Source organism: Rahnella sp. WP5 (assembly GCF_000745615.1).
Lineage (GTDB): Bacteria > Pseudomonadota > Gammaproteobacteria > Enterobacterales > Enterobacteriaceae > Rahnella > Rahnella aceris.
Map to the genome: position 1 here is coordinate 1 of NZ_JQJR01000014.1, position 15362 is coordinate 15362.

15 protein-coding genes are annotated in these 15362 nt (G+C 50.4%); 7 read left to right on the top strand and 8 right to left on the bottom strand.

Features of this window, described 5'->3' with window-relative positions; all coding sequences use genetic code 11:
- Nucleotides 1–406: 406 nt before the first annotated feature.
- Nucleotides 407–961, top strand: a complete 555-nt coding sequence (locus tag EX31_RS13710) for a serine acetyltransferase (protein ID WP_037035265.1) — start codon at nucleotides 407–409, stop codon at nucleotides 959–961.
- 93 nt (nucleotides 962–1054) lie between these two features.
- Here EX31_RS13710 and EX31_RS13715 read toward each other — a convergent pair whose 3' ends face one another.
- Entirely contained in the window at nucleotides 1055–2950 is a 1896-nt protein-coding gene (locus tag EX31_RS13715; protein ID WP_013576062.1) for a diguanylate cyclase domain-containing protein, read from the bottom strand.
- A gap of 164 nt (nucleotides 2951–3114) precedes the next feature.
- A complete protein-coding gene (locus EX31_RS13720; RefSeq protein ID WP_037035266.1) occupies nucleotides 3115–4146 on the bottom strand; it encodes an AraC family transcriptional regulator in 1032 nt (343 codons plus the stop codon).
- Between the two features lie 307 nt (nucleotides 4147–4453).
- Between EX31_RS13720 and EX31_RS13725 the strand changes: the two genes are divergently transcribed.
- The 4 genes from EX31_RS13725 (at nucleotide 4454) to gstA (ending at nucleotide 8725) form a co-directional block, all read left to right on the top strand.
- Entirely contained in the window at nucleotides 4454–4723 is a 270-nt protein-coding gene (locus EX31_RS13725; RefSeq protein WP_013576064.1) for a hypothetical protein, read from the top strand.
- Nucleotides 4724–5281: 558 nt separating this feature from the next.
- Nucleotides 5282–6955 carry a putative bifunctional diguanylate cyclase/phosphodiesterase gene (locus tag EX31_RS13730; protein ID WP_013576065.1) on the top strand — a complete coding sequence of 558 codons (1674 nt, stop codon included), beginning with the start codon at nucleotides 5282–5284 and terminating at the stop codon, nucleotides 6953–6955.
- Nucleotides 6956–7079: 124 nt separating this feature from the next.
- On the top strand, nucleotides 7080–7946 hold the full coding sequence (dapA, locus tag EX31_RS13735; RefSeq protein ID WP_015690119.1) for a 4-hydroxy-tetrahydrodipicolinate synthase: 867 nt from the start codon (nucleotides 7080–7082) through the stop codon (nucleotides 7944–7946).
- 173 nt (nucleotides 7947–8119) lie between these two features.
- On the top strand, nucleotides 8120–8725 hold the full coding sequence (gstA, locus tag EX31_RS13740) for a glutathione transferase GstA (protein WP_037035267.1): 606 nt from the start codon (nucleotides 8120–8122) through the stop codon (nucleotides 8723–8725).
- A 92-nt stretch (nucleotides 8726–8817) separates the two neighbouring features.
- Here gstA and pdxY read toward each other — a convergent pair whose 3' ends face one another.
- From pdxY to anmK, 5 genes are all read right to left on the bottom strand, one after another.
- Entirely contained in the window at nucleotides 8818–9678 is an 861-nt protein-coding gene (gene pdxY, locus EX31_RS13745) for a pyridoxal kinase PdxY (protein WP_037035268.1), read from the bottom strand.
- Nucleotides 9679–9781: 103 nt separating this feature from the next.
- Nucleotides 9782–11056 carry a tyrosine--tRNA ligase gene (gene tyrS, locus EX31_RS13750; RefSeq protein ID WP_013576069.1) on the bottom strand — a complete coding sequence of 425 codons (1275 nt, stop codon included), beginning with the start codon at nucleotides 11054–11056 and terminating at the stop codon, nucleotides 9782–9784.
- A 162-nt stretch (nucleotides 11057–11218) separates the two neighbouring features.
- Entirely contained in the window at nucleotides 11219–11884 is a 666-nt protein-coding gene (gene pdxH / locus EX31_RS13755; protein ID WP_013576070.1) for a pyridoxamine 5'-phosphate oxidase, read from the bottom strand.
- Nucleotides 11885–12011: 127 nt separating this feature from the next.
- Entirely contained in the window at nucleotides 12012–12323 is a 312-nt protein-coding gene (locus EX31_RS13760) for an MliC family protein (protein ID WP_015690120.1), read from the bottom strand.
- A gap of 84 nt (nucleotides 12324–12407) precedes the next feature.
- Nucleotides 12408–13526, bottom strand: a complete 1119-nt coding sequence (anmK, locus tag EX31_RS13765) for an anhydro-N-acetylmuramic acid kinase (protein ID WP_015690121.1) — start codon at nucleotides 13524–13526, stop codon at nucleotides 12408–12410.
- A 397-nt stretch (nucleotides 13527–13923) separates the two neighbouring features.
- Here anmK and EX31_RS13770 point away from each other — a divergent pair, with 397 nt between their 5' ends.
- The gene (locus EX31_RS13770) at nucleotides 13924–14394 is read left to right on the top strand and encodes an outer membrane lipoprotein (RefSeq protein ID WP_013576073.1); all 471 of its coding nucleotides are present in this window, start codon (nucleotides 13924–13926) and stop codon (nucleotides 14392–14394) included.
- A gap of 113 nt (nucleotides 14395–14507) precedes the next feature.
- On the opposite strand, the gene slyA is transcribed toward EX31_RS13770, so the two are convergent.
- Nucleotides 14508–14942 (bottom strand): transcriptional regulator SlyA, encoded by a 435-nt coding sequence (gene slyA, locus EX31_RS13775; RefSeq protein WP_013576074.1) that lies wholly within the window; start codon nucleotides 14940–14942, stop codon nucleotides 14508–14510.
- A gap of 194 nt (nucleotides 14943–15136) precedes the next feature.
- Between slyA and EX31_RS13780 the strand changes: the two genes are divergently transcribed.
- Nucleotides 15137–15361: a DUF1656 domain-containing protein gene (locus EX31_RS13780; protein WP_015690122.1), complete on the top strand. Its 225-nt coding sequence runs from the start codon at nucleotides 15137–15139 to the stop codon at nucleotides 15359–15361.
- Nucleotide 15362: the final 1 nt, after the last annotated feature.

Here is a 15362-nt window from a genome sequence, read left to right on the forward strand (position 1 = left end):
CCGAATAGCCTGGTCGGTGACAACCCATCGTACAGCTTTTATCCAATAAAAAGAGCCAACAGGGACGAACTGTTAGCTCTTAGGCATTACGCAGTGACTTTCTGGTTTTGCGACGACCGATTATTGATGACATGAACGGCACAGCGACCTGCGGATGAACCTGACATAAAAAATGGCTCTTTGAAGCCGTCCGTTTTTTAAGGTTCTGCAGGCGCGGACTTCATCGTGGCGCGGGCAACGTAAGGTTGCCCATCAGACGCCGTATAGATTTAAGCAAGTCCATCATAAATCAAAATCAACGTTGCAAAAACGGGGGTGACCATAGATTTTTATGGCTGGAATTTGGGATAAGTATTCATTGTGTTAGGATTACGTAAGCGAGACTTACGAAAACGGAACCATCCTGATGCACGAAAATCACAGTCAATATAAGCAATTAACCCGCTATTTATCCGCCGATATTCTTAAGAACAAAAAGGATTTCTCCTGGCGACGGATAATCATCAGGTGCATAAAACAACCCCAGCACCGGTACATTTTCTGGTGGCGTATCGCAAGCTACTTATATGCGACGGACAGCCATTTCTGCAAAGCCCGCGCCCGTAAGATTAACTACTCGTTAATAAGAAAGTATGGCATCGAGATCATGCTGGGAACGCAGATCGGAGAAGGCATCAGGCTTCCTCATCTCACCGGTATCGTCATCAATCCTCATTGCATGATTGGGAAGAATGTCCGGATCCGGCAAAACACCACCATCGGCATTAAAGTGGATGAGGGGAAAAGACGTATAATCATTGGCGATAATGTGGATATCGGCGCCAATTGCTGCATTATCGGCAATGACATTACTATCGGCCACAATGTCACCATTGGTGCGATGTCGTTCATCAATAAGAACATCCCGGACAATGCCGTGTGTTATAACGAAAAAAGCAGCAAGATAATCATCAAAACGTAAGAAACGCCTGCCGTCAGCGAACAGCGTTTATCGCCTCAGGAATGTTTCATTTACTCGGTGTCCGGCCTGTATCGGTTTTTTATCCTAAATTTTTTATCCTAAATAATACCGGCCTTTTCCACTTTGTTTCGCGCGGTACATCGCGGCATCAGCCCGCGCCAGCAGCGCATCCGGCAGCAATGACTGGCGCGCGCGACCAATCGCCACGCCGATGCTGGCAGACAGCGCCACCGGGACACCTGCGATACACTCGATGGAATGCAGAGCACTCATCAGGCTGATGCAAATACGGCTGACGTCACTCTCAGTATTCATCAGCCCGCTCAACAAAACGGTAAACTCATCTCCCGCCAGACGCGCCACAATATCTTGTGAACGCAGATTTTCACGTAAGGTATAACCAAAAAACTTCAGGATTAAATCGCCGAATTCGTGCCCGTAGGTGTCGTTGTACGCTTTAAAATTATCAATATCCAAAAAGAGCAATGCGATATCTCTATCTGCTTTTTCTTGTTTTCCGGCGGCATGAATCAGTGACTGCTGGAACGCGCGCCGGTTTGGTAATCCGGTCAGTGCGTCATGATTTGCCTCAAATTCCAGCTGAGCCTGTAACGCTTTAATTTCACTGATATCGGTTGAAAGGCCGTAATAACCATTGCGAATATCGTCGCAGGGGATAAGCGTGGTATGCAAAACACCGCCCTTGGCATGATGGGAGTGATCCGACAATTCGATTTCGTAACTTACTGTCATTCCCTGCAAAGCCTGGCGAATATAGGGCTTAATTTTCTGATAGCTGTCATCTCCTACCACATCCCTGACCTGCTTCCCGCTGACCTGTGTTTCTTCGACGCCATACCAGTTGGCGTGAAAATGATTCACAAAAGTGTATTGTTCATTCGCATCAACATGGCAAATCAGCGCGGGAATGTTATCGGTGATGGCTCTGAGGCGGTTTTTGCTTTCCGTCAGTTCCCGTTCCCGGGTCAGACGCTGGGCGATTTCCTGATGAAGCTGATCCATCGCCACCTGCAACTCATAAGTCCGGTCGGCCACACGGCGTTCCAGATCCCCCTGCAGTGAATACAATGCCTGTTCGATATGTTTACGCTCAGTAATATCGCTGATAACAACAATGTAGTGATGGGCTTCACCAGCCACATTACGCACGAGTGAGGCCGTCAGAGTCACCCACAGCGTGCTGCCGTTCGCCCGCTGTAAAAGTTTCTCTATGCAGAAACTGTTTATTTCACCGGAGAGCAAACGGGGAATCAGCACATTTTCGGCATAAAGATCATCGGAATGGGTCACGTCATGCAGCAAACAGGCGCGCAGCTGATATTCGGCATAACCCAGCATATTGCACACCTGCGGATTGATGCGCAGCCAGCGCCAGTCGAGTCCGACTAAGGAGAAGCCGACGGCAGCGTGCGCAAATGTCTGTTCAAATAAAGCCTCAGTTTTCGCCAGATTATCTTCTACCCGCGCCGTGTACTGCCGGTTTTCAAGGTGAAAAATATAACTTTGTACCAGCGCCGTCATATCCAGCAAAGTCTGCTGTTCCTCCTCACACCAGTCCCTCGGGCGATCATCAATCAGGCATAACGCGCCCAGCGCCACACCCTCTTTTGAATGCAAGGCACAGCCGGCATAAAACACGATGTGAGGCGCGCCGGTCACCAGCGGATTATCGTGGAAGCGCAAATCGAGCCGGGCATCCCTGACAATCAGCGGACCGGGCTCGAGAATGGTATGACCGCAAAAGGAGGTATCACGGCAAGACTGATGAATATCAATGCCGGTGTGAGAAAGGAACCACTGGCGATCCGCGTCAATCAATGAAACAACGACAGCCTTAGCCTGAAACTGCCGGGCGACCATCCGGGTAATACGGTCGATCTCCTCAATTCCGGGGGAATCCAGGATCCCCAGAGAAGCCAGTATGGCAAGACGAGCCTGTTCATCAACTGCCGGTTGAGGGACTAACATAATGCGCTCTCAATGATTACTGATGACTATTTCACCAAGTCTACTGTGTTTGGCCGGGAAAACGGCTCTGATTCCGCCTCGCAGAGGCAAAATCAGAATAATGACAGATCAGGAAATGCGTGAATGGTTAACACTTTTCGTACAAAAATGGGGCAATCAATGCATTAAAGCGAAGTCACCCAATTCACATGAGTGGCATCCGCCTGCCCCGATTGCTCAGCATCACGGCGGAATTTCTCCCGCATCTCAGAAGGGGTTGTGCCATAGAATTCATGGAAATAGCGACGTAAAGCGCTGGGATCCAGGCCACACTGTCTCGCAATGGCGGCCAGACTTTGATCCGACATCGAAGAGGTCCGCAGGAGGCGCTTCGCCAGCAGTAAGCGCCGGCTGCGAATAAATTGCGCGATGCCGCCAAGCGGTTCAAACAGGCGATACAACCCTGAGCGCGAAATAGCAAAATCTTTGCACAGAATATCAATACTGATCGGTCTGCCGAGATGCTTTTCGATATACAGGCAAATGCGCTCAAGACGTGCACTTTGCTCAAACGGATGTTCCACCTTCTTCCCCGCCACCAGATGCAGTGTTTGCAGGAATACCGACGCCGCACCCTCGCCAGTGCTCAGTACTTCCTGTTCGGTCATCTGATCAAACACCTGCACCATCGTCGCAAAATGATTGCGCAGAATGATGTTCACCGGTGAGGCTGCCGGAATACGCTTTCCGTGTAACGAGGCAATATCGACATTAAAATGCAGGCTGTGCTTGGGCATAATAATGTACTGATAAGAACCGAGACGCGGTTTCTGCTCGCCCGGATACACATGGATTTTAATCGGCTGCGACATATCCTGGATCAGGATATCCCCCTGGCTCAGCATGAACCGCTCGCCGAAACACTGGCAGTCCATCCCCCCGATGATCACAATGAAAATGACGATATGATCGGGCATCGAAAACAGGTTGCCGTACTGGCGATTGATATCGTGCTCACTGACAGTCAGCACACCGCCAATCACGCGGCCGAAGTTGTAGCCGGTGACGCTCCAGTCAAATTCTTCCCTGTTGCGATCCGGCAGTTCAAGTTTGAAACCTGCGCTGGACATTCCGTCTTCCCATTCGTAAAAACGGGTGTCGAAATCCTGATAAATGTTCGCACTATCAACGATCTTTCGTGATGATGAATCGCTCATTTACTCACCGAGAATTAAGATAATTCCTAAAAAGATAATCCACCACGGCCTGATAAATCAATCCTCAGCAGTAATTGGTAATACTTTTTCATCATAAAAAACTATTTTTTAGTCAGCCTATAACGTTTAAAAGACTGTAAAATCAGTCAGTAAATCGCGCTATTCAACGAATAACGCTGGCAGGTTGTTCGCGATAATAATTTCAGGATCAGTTAATATCGCGAATAATAACCCGCTTTTTTCGGTTTACTCTCCTTCAAAAAAATCTACGTCAAATGATTGACTCCACTCATCCCGGGAGCGTGCGATGGTAAAAAGAAAGGTTCTGGAAGAGGGACGTCAGCTTAAAAGAATGAATGCCGAAACCCGCAGGCAGTCGCACATGCATAAGTGGTTTGCGATTGTGGCTGCTCTCGACTGTGTGCTGGTCATTTTTTATGATCAGGATATGCGCAATATCGTTTTCTCAGCGGGTGTCTGTGCGGTGTGCACCTACCTCTGGCTGAAAGGCCGTAAACAATCCCGCCGTTACCGCCGCGAATGGGATGAAAAATTTGGGACTAAAAAGCATCCCTGATACTTCATGTCAGGCTGTTCTTCTTCCGTCGTCTTAGCGTTTATAAAGAAATTCCTAAATATGATAAAAGTGTTTCTGTCCTGCACGGATCATCAGTCACAATAACAGTTCGCATACCCGCCACACTCTTTCACCGATTTGTTATCACAGTCCTGTTAAGCTAATTTCCCCAGGACCGTATCTGACGGCAGGTTATCTCCTGCTTCGGTTAGCTCTGAATTTGCAGAATAATATTCCGATGACGAACGATATCGGTATGGCATTCCGTGATGCCCAATCAGGATTCGGTCTCGCCCTTATTAATCCAGGCAGATCATGCTTTGTATCGGGCAAAATTCGCCGGTAAAAACCGCATTGAACTGAGTTGATCGTTATTCACCCGAATAATATATCGAATACCTTACTTAGGGCGTGATAACCGATTGAATTTTAAAATTTAAAAACAACGGTAATATTCTCATCCGATTGTGAGTAATAATTGCAAAAACAATCTGATGAGTTTACTGGCTAACAAACTGTGCCACATCACACTCATTTTCTGCTCGGGGTATTTAACTCATGCTTACAGATATTGCGATATGCCAGGCAGTTCTTGATGCTCTTCCCGAAGCGACAGTCCTTAAAGATAATGAGCGTAAACTGGTATTCCTTAATCAGAAAGCCAGCGAATTTTATGGACGTCCACGGGAAGAATTGATTGGTCAGGATGTTTCTTTTTTCACAGATCCTGAACAATCTGCCCGGCAGCGTGAGCGCGATATTGAAGTTCTGGAAACCGGAGAGAAAACGGTCAACGAAGAAACGCTGGTTGACCCGTCAGGTAAGCGACGCAATGTGCTGGTACGTAAATCCCGCGTCACGCTGGAGACACGGCATTTCATTCTGACCTCTATTATGGATATTTCGCTTTTGCGCAGTTCAGAAGCGCAGATCCGCTACCTTGCCCGTCATGACGTATTAACCGGCTTGCCGAACCGGACGGCACTGAGTGAAGAACTTAGCCAGATTGCCGCCCGGCGCATGTATCGCCCTGACCCCTGCGCCCTCTTCTTGTTGAATCTCAACGATTTCAATTACATCAACGACACATACGGCTATCAGGCGGGCGATGCCATTCTCTGCGAATTCGGCCAGCGTCTGCGTAATGAAGTCGGCAACAGCGGAACAGTTTCGCGCATCGGCGGCGATGAATTCTCGATTATCCTGCGCAATAATCCGACCAGTGAAATGGCCAATAATCTGGCGCTGGAAATACTGGTGATGATGCGCCAGCCGTTTACGCTGACGCGGGCTAATCCGATGATTACGATTTCATTCGGCATCGTGATGTTTGGTGCAGAGAATATTACCGCCGGCGAGATCATGCGCCGCGGGAATACGGCGCTGCTGGAAGCCAAGCAGCGCGGCAAAAATATGTTCTCGTTTTATTCTGAATTGCTCGATGCCAGCAGCGTCAGTAAACGCATTATGGTGAAAGCGCTGGCGGAATCACTGGCCAAAGAAGGTGACCTGACCTGCGTTTATCAGCCTATTTTACGCAGCCACGATGAGAAAGTCGTTTGCGTTGAAGCGCTGGCACGCTGGAACCACGGCGTGCTCGGACAAGTCTCGCCGGTACAGTTTATCGCCCTGGCCGAAGAGACCGGACTGGTTATTCAGCTCGGTGAAATTGTTCTGCGGCAGGCGTGTCGGGATATCAGGAATTTTGAACGGCTCAATCTGGCGATCAACGTTTCTGCTGTTCAACTCGGTGAACCGGATTTCGGACCGCGTATTCTGGCGGTTCTGGCAGAGGAAGATTTCCCGCCTTCACGGCTCGAACTTGAACTGACCGAAACCTCAGTGATGAACGCCAACGGGATCAGCCTCAGCCATCTCGCTAAATTACGTCAGGTCGGGGTTAAAATTTCGCTCGACGATTTTGGTACCGGTTATTCCAGCCTCAGTTTGCTAAAAGATATCTCAGTAGACAGCGTGAAAATTGACCGTTCGTTTGTGCAGTACGTCACAGAAGTGAATGATACCGCCGCGATTGTTTCTGCCGTGTCTCAGCTTGGCAATAAAATGCATCTCAACGTCATTGCAGAAGGCGTTGAAAATCAGTTGCAAAAAACTTTCTTAGTATCAGCAGGTTGCTCGCACCTCCAGGGCTATCTGTTCTCGCGCCCCGTGCCGGTAGAAGTGTTAAGCACGTTACTGAGCAATGAAATGAACATGTTATCCAGTACGTAAACCATCTATTTATAAGCACCATAGATAACTCAAAACACCTTATTAATTCATTCAATTGGCGCTCGTCCCTGTTTTACTGACATGATCCGAGGCTGATAAATCACGCCGTTTAAGGAACTACATCATGTCATCGTTTTCAGGTATCTGGGTCCCGCTGGTCACGCCTTTTCATCAGGGTGAGATCGACTTTACTGCACTGAAATCATTGTGCACCCGGCTGCTCAAACGGGGCATTGACGGCGTCGTCGTCTGTGGTACGACCGGTGAAGCCCCGATGCTCACCAAAGAAGAACAACTGCAGGTTCTGGATGCTGTGCTGGAAGTGGTACCGGGTCATCAGGTGATCATGGGGCTGTCAGGCACGCATATGCCGGTTATCCGTGAAATGCAGGATGCGATTTTACACCGTCCAGTTGCCGGTTTGCTGATCCCCGCGCCTTACTACATCCGCCCTTCTCAGGCCGCGCTGGTCGCGTGGTTTACGGAAATTGCAGATCACGCCACAGTGCCGGTGGTGCTTTACAATATTCCTTATCGTACTGGCGTACAGATGGAGCTGGACACATTCCGTCAGCTGGCAAAACATCCGCGCATTACCGCCGTAAAAGATTGCGGAGGCAGCATAGACCTGACGCTTTCACTGATTGCTGACGGCGACCTCGACGTACTGTGTGGCGAAGACGTGCAGATATTTTCAACCCTGAGCCTGGGCGGTAAAGGGGCGATTGCTGCCTCGTCGCATATTTTCACGGAAGAGTTTGTTCAACTGATTAAACAGTTCAAAGAGCAGGATATCGTTGCCGCACGTAAAACCTTCTTTGGCTTACTGCCAATGATTCGTCTGATGTTTTCTGCCCCGAATCCGGCGGCCATTAAGTTTGCGTTATCGCTGGACGGGTTGATGGATAACGAGCTGCGTTCTCCTATGCTGCCCGCGCCGGAAAACGTTGAACTGGCCGTGCGTGGCCTCCTGAACCAGCACTCGCGCTGAGAGCGTATGTTTGATCAGAATATGAGTAACCGGACGCACTGTCACAATTAAAACACTGACTTTTGCTCCCGCCAGTTCTAGGATAGAAGCAGTTTTTATATAGCCCTATCGCCACCCTGTGAAACGGTAATGTCTCGCGGGGTCCGGCGGGTTGCTCATCCAATGGAGTGTTTATGAAACTGTATTATAAACCCGGAGCCTGTTCCCTTTCCCCTCATATCATCCTGCGTGAAGCGGGTCTGGACTTCAGCATTGAGAAGGTTGATCTGGCGACCAAGAAAACAGAAACCGGTGATGACTTCCTCGCAGTGAACCCCAAGGGGCAGATCCCCACGCTGTTACTCAATGATGGCAGTATTCTGACCGAAGGCGTGGCTATCGTGCAGTATCTGGCAGACCAGAAACCAGACCGTCAGCTGATGCCGGAACAAGGCACGCTGGCCCGTTATCACGCGCTGGAATGGCTGAACTACATTGCAACTGAGCTGCATAAAGGTTTCTCGCCATTGTTTAATCCCAAAGCCCCCGAAGAGTTCAAGACATTAACCCGCGAAGCACTGAGCAAAAAATTTGCTTACGTGAATGCTTCCCTCAAAGACAATCATTTCCTGCTGGGTACGCGTTTCAGCGTGGCAGATGCTTACCTGTTTACCGTGATGGGTTGGGCGAAGGCACTGAAATTTGATCTGAGCGCACTGACGGAACTGAACGCCTACCTTGACCGCGTTGCCGCACGCCCGGCTGTTGATGCGGCTCTGTCGGCTGAAGGTCTGAAATAACCGCTTTCGTGGTGTGATCGCCAACAAAAACGCCCCGGCTGCTACAGCGCGGGGCGTTTTTCTATTCAGGAAAAAAGGTATTCAGGCAGTGATTACAGTTTTACCGCCGGGAAATGATGCTCAGGTTTGACCATTTTGTCCTGCGCTGCCACGATTTGCAGCTCGTATTCACCCATCGCATGCGTCGCCAGCATGACTTCATAAACTGCAGCGGTCACGTGCTCAAGCGCTTTATCCAGTGCTTCACCCTTGAGCAAATTCACCAGCAATAAACCGCTGGTCAGGTCACCCACGCCAACCGGCTGACGGACACCGAAATCAACCAGCGGACGGTCGATGTGCCACGCTTCACTCGCAGTAACCAGCAGCATTTCAAAGCGATCACTGTGATAGCCAGCGCGGCTCAGGTGCTTCACCAGCACAATTTTCGGGCCTTTGCTGATCAGCTCCCGCGCAGTGGCGACGGCTTCTTCAACGCTTGCCACGGCGTGACCGCTCAGCAGTTCAAGCTCCAGCAGATTCGGCGCGATAATGTCACAGTTAACCAGCGCCTGGTTGCAATGGAACTCAGCAACGCCCGGCGCCACGATACAGCCTTTTTCAGGATGTCCCATGACCGGATCGCAAAAATACCAGGCATCGGGATTCGCAGCTTTCACCCGACGAACAATCTCCAGAATACTTTGCCCTTGCTCCGGCGAACCGATATAGCCACTCAGCACCGCGTCGCAATCCTTCAGACGATCAATTTCCGCAATTCCCTGCGCAATTTCAGTCAGATGTGCTGCAGGCATCACGCAGCCGGTCCAGTGTCCGTACTGAGTGTGATTGGAAAACTGAACAGTATTTAGCGGCCAAACGTTTGCGCCCATACGACGCATAGGGAATTCCGCCGCGCTGTTACCCGCGTGTCCAAAAACTGTGTGTGACTGGATAGAAAGAATGCTTTTCATGAAGAATTTCCGATTGCAACGTCATCGGGGAGATGGCGGGATTACTGATATCAGGGAACAAAAACGGGAGACCTTGCAGCCCCCCGTCCTACCGGCCTAAAACTTATGCCCAGAGCAACAGCGTATAGTTCTTTTTACCGCGACGCAGCAAGGTATAACGGCCAAACAGACGATCACTGTCAGCGAAGCTGTATTCTGTATCGGTCTGTTTTTCGCCATTTACAGAAACCGCGTTAGAGGAAATCATGGTACGCGCCTGGCCTTTCGACGGTGCCATACCGGCGATAACCAGCGCCTGTTGCAGATCCGTATCACGAGGCACTTCAAACAGTTCCAGGCCATCCTGCGCAAGCTGGCCGAAATCGACCTCTGTCATCTCGCTCAGGGAACCGGAGAACAGGCTCTGCGTAATGCGTTTTGCGGCCGCCAGACCTTCTGCACCATGAACCATACCGGTGACTTCCTCAGCCAGAACGTACTGTGCGCGTGGCGCTTTACCGCTGGTTTTATCTTCTTCTTCCAGCGCATTGATGTCTTCAATGCTCATGAAGGTGAAGAATTTCAGAAAGCGGTAAACGTCAGCATCCGCCGTGTTGATCCAGAACTGGTAGAATTTGTACGGGCTGGTTTTCTTCGGATCCAGCCAGACTGCGCCACCTTCAGTTTTACCAAATTTAGTGCCGTCAGATTTGGTGATCAACGGAACGGTCAGGCCAAACACCTGTTTCTGATGCAGACGACGGGTCAGATCGATACCTGACGTAATGTTACCCCATTGGTCCGAACCGCCGATTTGCAGCTCAACTTTGTGCAGATCGTAGAGGGAGGCAAAATCGTAACCCTGCAACAGGTTGTAAGAGAATTCAGTGAAGGAGATACCACTGTCATCACGGTTCAGACGCTGTTTCACCGCTTCTTTATTGATCATCTGGTTAACAGAGAAGTGCTTACCGATATCACGCAGGAAAGTCAGCACGTTCATGCTGCCGAACCAGTCATAGTTATTGGCGGTGATAGCGCTGTTTTCGCCACAGCTGAAATCCAGGAACGGCGAAACCTGCTGGCGGATTTTCTCAACCCATTCATTCACGGTTTCATTGGTGTTCAGCTTGCGCTCCGTGGCTTTAAAGCTCGGGTCGCCGATCAGACCGGTTGCGCCACCCACCAGAGCCACTGGCTTGTGCCCGTTCAACTGAAAGCGTTTCAGGCAAAGCAAAGGCACCAGATGTCCCAAATGCAAGCTGTCTGCGGTAGGATCGAAACCGCAATAGAGTGCAATTGGCCCTTGCGCCAGTCGCTCTGCTAACGCTTCTTCATCCGTCACCTGGGCAATGAGGCCCCGCTCTTGCAATTGTTTAATCAGGTTGCTGCTCGCCATCAAAGACTCCGTTTGTTTGTACTCAGAAATATGTACTGAATGTGTGCAGATTCATGTCTGACATCATGCCGTGCATGTGCCTTTTCTCTCACCTTTACGGGGAACGACATAGAATAAAGCGCCCGTCGTCCGAGCGCTAGGAAATCGCGTATTTTTTCGTGGTCAGGGTGCGAGGCGGTCTATTTTCCAGCCAGTTTGAGGCTCTGCTTCGTCACGCTGGTAAATGAACCGATCGTGCAGACGATGTTCACCGCCCTGCCAGAACTCCATCGAATCCACTTTGACGCGGAAACCGCCCCAGAAACTTGGCAGCGGCACTTCGCCATTGCTGAATTTCTGTTTCAGTTCGAGGAATTTGCTTTCGAGCACGCCGCGTGCCGAAATTCGGCTGGACTGCTGCGAAACCCATGCGCCGATCTGGCTATCTTTCGGGCGGCTGGTGAAGTATTTCATGACTTCCAGCGTAGAGAGACGTTCTGCCTGGCCGAGCACAATCACCTGCCGGTCCAGCATATGCCACGGAAACAACAGGCTGATACGTGAGTTGTTTGCCAGTTGCTGCGCCTTGCGACTCCCCAGATTGGTGTAAAACACCAGCCCCTTTTCGTCGTAGTGCTTAAGCAGCACAATGCGCTGGAAAGGCTGTCCGCGCTCATCAACCGTCGCCACCACCATCGCCGTCGGGTCAGCCAGACGGGCGTCACAGGCCTGTTTCAGCCAGTGTTCAAACAAAGGCAGCGGCTCAGGGGTTAAATCAGCACGACGCAGCCCGCCACGGGTGTATTCGCGGCGCGAGTCCGCAATATCAAACTCTTTGTTATCAGACATATGGATTAAGTTGCGTATCTAAGGAAGGTAAGCGCATTGTGCACCCGCCGCGTCAGGATCTCAATGTTCCTGACGCGGCGCGGAGTAAACGCAGCCAGCGCATCTGCAACTCGAAGTATGAAGGGGGTTATTTTTGGACGCAGTCGTCGATAATGACGTTCTCACCACGCTGCACAAAGGCCTGATTACCTTTAGACCAGAACGTGTAATGGCCATCGCTGTATTGGGTGCCAGAAGCGGACTCAATCTGTTTCAGTTTCAGCTGTTCACCATCGAGAACCATACTGACCTGCTGCGCCGGTTTATCCAGCGTAACCGTCAGCGGTAAGGTACCGCACTGGTAGTGTAATTCTTCTGTCGGACTTTCGGTCTGGTGGCTGAACTGGCTGCATCCTGCCAGTGTGAACCCTGCTAACGTAGCGATAATCGCCTTTTTCATTCGGTGCTCCCTGATGGTCTTCAATTATCCCTTTTATGTACCACGCCCGCAGGCGCAGCACATTGAGATAAAACCGAGAACGCATCAGGAACGGGTTGAAACAACCGGGTAAATTGCGCCGAGCAGAGTTTCACGACTTGCACCGGTAACCGACGGCAAATTGCCCGGCTGACCGGATAACGTGCGGAATGCCAGCCAGGCAAACGCCAGTGCTTCCATGTCATCACCGCTGATACCGCAGGCATCCGTGGTGCAAACTTCCGTGCCCGGCAACATGGCTGAGAGTCGCGCCATCAGTAACGGATTGCGCGCCCCGCCGCCACACACCATCAGCCGGTCGCATCCGCCAGCCAGTTGCACTTGCTCGGCGATGCTTACCGCGGTCAGTTCAGCCAGCGTCGCCTGCACATCCGGCGGGGAGATTTCAGGAGCACGCGCCAGTTGCTTTTCCAGCCACGCCATATTGAAATATTCACGCCCGGTACTTTTCGGTGCAGGTTCGGCAAAGTAAGGATCAGACAGCATCTGCTGGAGCAAACGTAAGTTCACCCGCCCCTGATTTGCCCATTCAGCCCCTTTATCATATGGCTGTGCCAGATGACGCCAGACCCACGCATCCATCAGCATATTTCCCGGACCGGTATCGTAACCACGCACCGGCTGGCCCGGCAGCAGCATTGAAAGATTCGCGATGCCGCCAATATTGAGGATCATACGGCGCTCGGCCGGATCAGCCAGCAATGCCTGATGGAAAGCAGGCACCAGCGGCGCGCCCTGCCCGCCCCATGCCATGTCCCGGCGACGAAAATCGCCCACGGTGGTAATGCCGGTCATGGCCGCAATGCGGTTGTTATCACCCAGTTGCATAGAAAATGTCGTGTCACCTTTCGGCTGATGCCAGACAGTTTGCCCGTGGCAGCCAATGGCGGTCACTTCGTCAGGGGAGATATTGGCATTTTTCAACAAACCTAATACGGCCTCACCGAACAAAATACCCAGCTGAGTATCAAGCGTCCCGACCTGTTCAAGCGTCACCTGCTGGCCCTGACACATCCCGAGGATCGCATTTTTCAAAGCCAGAGGAATAGGATGTGAATAGCTGGCTTGCTGCGCGACCATGTGCTCATCAATGGCGGCCAGTACGACATCAACACCGTCGAGACTGGTGCCGGACATCACACCGATATAGCGACCTGACTTCATAGATAACATCCTTAACTCTCCAGGAAACTCGTCAGAAAAAGTAATCACCACAGAGTAATCGGTATTTGAAGGGCAACGCCATGAGTTACTGATTTTTTATTACATGGTGTGATGACTTCGTGTTTTTCTTGTTACGTTTTTTATTCCTGAAAATAGCCGTGTTGTAAAAACCACCAATAACAACATCGGATACCCGTATTTTTGATTGCGCACTTTGCTGTCTAAAACGTAAACCTGCGTTTATTATTAGTTGAGCACGCCTTCTGTATACTAGGTGGAAGTGAAACAAGTATGTTATATGACACCTTCGACACTGATGTTGAACTTGTGCACTGTTTTTTCTCTGTTGGTGCCGCTACTCTCAAACGTATGCAGCAGCATAATAAAGGAGCTATTTATGATTAAGCGTTTACTCGTCGTCGCCCTTGCCGGTGTTTCCCTTGCTGGCTGCGTCAGCGATAACTCTCTGTCTGGCGATGTTTACTCCGCATCCCAGGCGAAGCAAATTCAGCAAGTGACCTACGGCACCATCGTGTCTACCCGTGCAGTACAAATCCAGGGCGGAGATGATGCAAACATCGTCGGCGCACTTGGTGGTGCGGTATTGGGTGGTTTCCTGGGGAATACCGTCGGTGGGGGTACCGGACGTAGTCTGGCAACCGCTGCAGGTGCAGTCGCAGGTGGCGTTGCAGGTCAGGGTGTGCAAAGTTCACTTAACCGTTCAAACGGCGTAGAACTGCAAATTCGTCGTGATGACGGTACAACCATTCAGGTGGTTCAGAAAGTCGGAGCAACCAAATTCAGCGTCGGCCAGCGTGTGAGCATGGCCAGCAGCGGCAGCACAATTACTGTGTCCCCTGGCGCCTGATTTTCCCGGTCTCAACGCAAAAAACCGAAGCCAGTGGCTTCGGTTTTTTTTTATGGGTAATTCTTTTCTGTCGGATCAAAAGCAACGCTGTGTGACGTAATAAAAGTCGATTTTTATGATTTGCTTTGCAGGGAAGCAATATTTTTTTCCAGCCGGGACAACATCCCGCCCAGTTGTTCGATTTCAGAAGAAGACATGCCGGACAAAATTTCTTTACGCGTGCAATCAATAACTGATTCCATTTCATTAATGATCGGCGCGGCTTCTTCAGTCAGCTTGATGCGCTTAGCACGGCGATCGCTCGCACAAGTCTGACGGGTGATCAGCTTCTTTTCTTCCAGTTGATCAAGCGTACGAACCAGAGACGGTTGCTCAATCCCGATGGCTTTCGCCAGCTGAATCTGAGACTGCTCCGGAGGTAACATATTGATATTATGAAGTGTTACCCAATGTGTTTGCGTGAGTTCCAACGGTTTTAACCGATCGTCAATCAACGCACGCCAGGCACGAACTAATCGTGCTAGATCTGACCCCAGATTCGATTCCAATTATCCCCTCCTTATAATTAGCATGCTAAGATAACTCCCCAGAGTTTAGCTTAGTTTTAGGAACATTAATCGAGAAATTACAATTCTATATATAATAGTAGGTACGATTGCATCCGGAAGCAGAGTCTCTGCTTCCAAAGTTAAGCTTGTTTATAACACAATCACTGGCAGAGATTAATATTGTGAATGCGCAAATGTTTCACTCAGGCTTCCCGCTACCGGATCTGGTCCTGGGTGCCTCACTTTATTTCCCCCCGATGTTCAAAGCATTTTTACTGGGATTCGTATTCTGGCTTTTGATACACCGCGTGCTGCGTGATTGGATTTATTCCGGTGAAGTCTGGCATCCCACCCTGATGGATTTATCTCTTTTTGTGATCTCTATTTGTGCCGCACTGATGCTTATGGTGAACCTCTGAA

Coding starts and splice junctions, on each gene's coding strand:
- pdxY (WP_037035268.1), bottom strand. CDS start 9,678: ATGAAAAGCATTCTTTCTATCCAGTCACACACAGTTTTTGGACACGCG.
- gstA (WP_037035267.1), top strand. CDS start 8,120: ATGAAACTGTATTATAAACCCGGAGCCTGTTCCCTTTCCCCTCATATC.
- EX31_RS13710 (WP_037035265.1), top strand. CDS start 407: ATGCACGAAAATCACAGTCAATATAAGCAATTAACCCGCTATTTATCC.
- EX31_RS13715 (WP_013576062.1), bottom strand. CDS start 2,950: ATGTTAGTCCCTCAACCGGCAGTTGATGAACAGGCTCGTCTTGCCATA.
- pdxH (WP_013576070.1), bottom strand. CDS start 11,884: ATGTCTGATAACAAAGAGTTTGATATTGCGGACTCGCGCCGCGAATAC.
- EX31_RS13720 (WP_037035266.1), bottom strand. CDS start 4,146: ATGAGCGATTCATCATCACGAAAGATCGTTGATAGTGCGAACATTTAT.
- EX31_RS13780 (WP_015690122.1), top strand. CDS start 15,137: ATGTTTCACTCAGGCTTCCCGCTACCGGATCTGGTCCTGGGTGCCTCA.
- tyrS (WP_013576069.1), bottom strand. CDS start 11,056: ATGGCGAGCAGCAACCTGATTAAACAATTGCAAGAGCGGGGCCTCATT.
- EX31_RS13725 (WP_013576064.1), top strand. CDS start 4,454: ATGGTAAAAAGAAAGGTTCTGGAAGAGGGACGTCAGCTTAAAAGAATG.
- EX31_RS13760 (WP_015690120.1), bottom strand. CDS start 12,323: ATGAAAAAGGCGATTATCGCTACGTTAGCAGGGTTCACACTGGCAGGA.
- EX31_RS13730 (WP_013576065.1), top strand. CDS start 5,282: ATGCTTACAGATATTGCGATATGCCAGGCAGTTCTTGATGCTCTTCCC.
- anmK (WP_015690121.1), bottom strand. CDS start 13,526: ATGAAGTCAGGTCGCTATATCGGTGTGATGTCCGGCACCAGTCTCGAC.
- dapA (WP_015690119.1), top strand. CDS start 7,080: ATGTCATCGTTTTCAGGTATCTGGGTCCCGCTGGTCACGCCTTTTCAT.
- EX31_RS13770 (WP_013576073.1), top strand. CDS start 13,924: ATGATTAAGCGTTTACTCGTCGTCGCCCTTGCCGGTGTTTCCCTTGCT.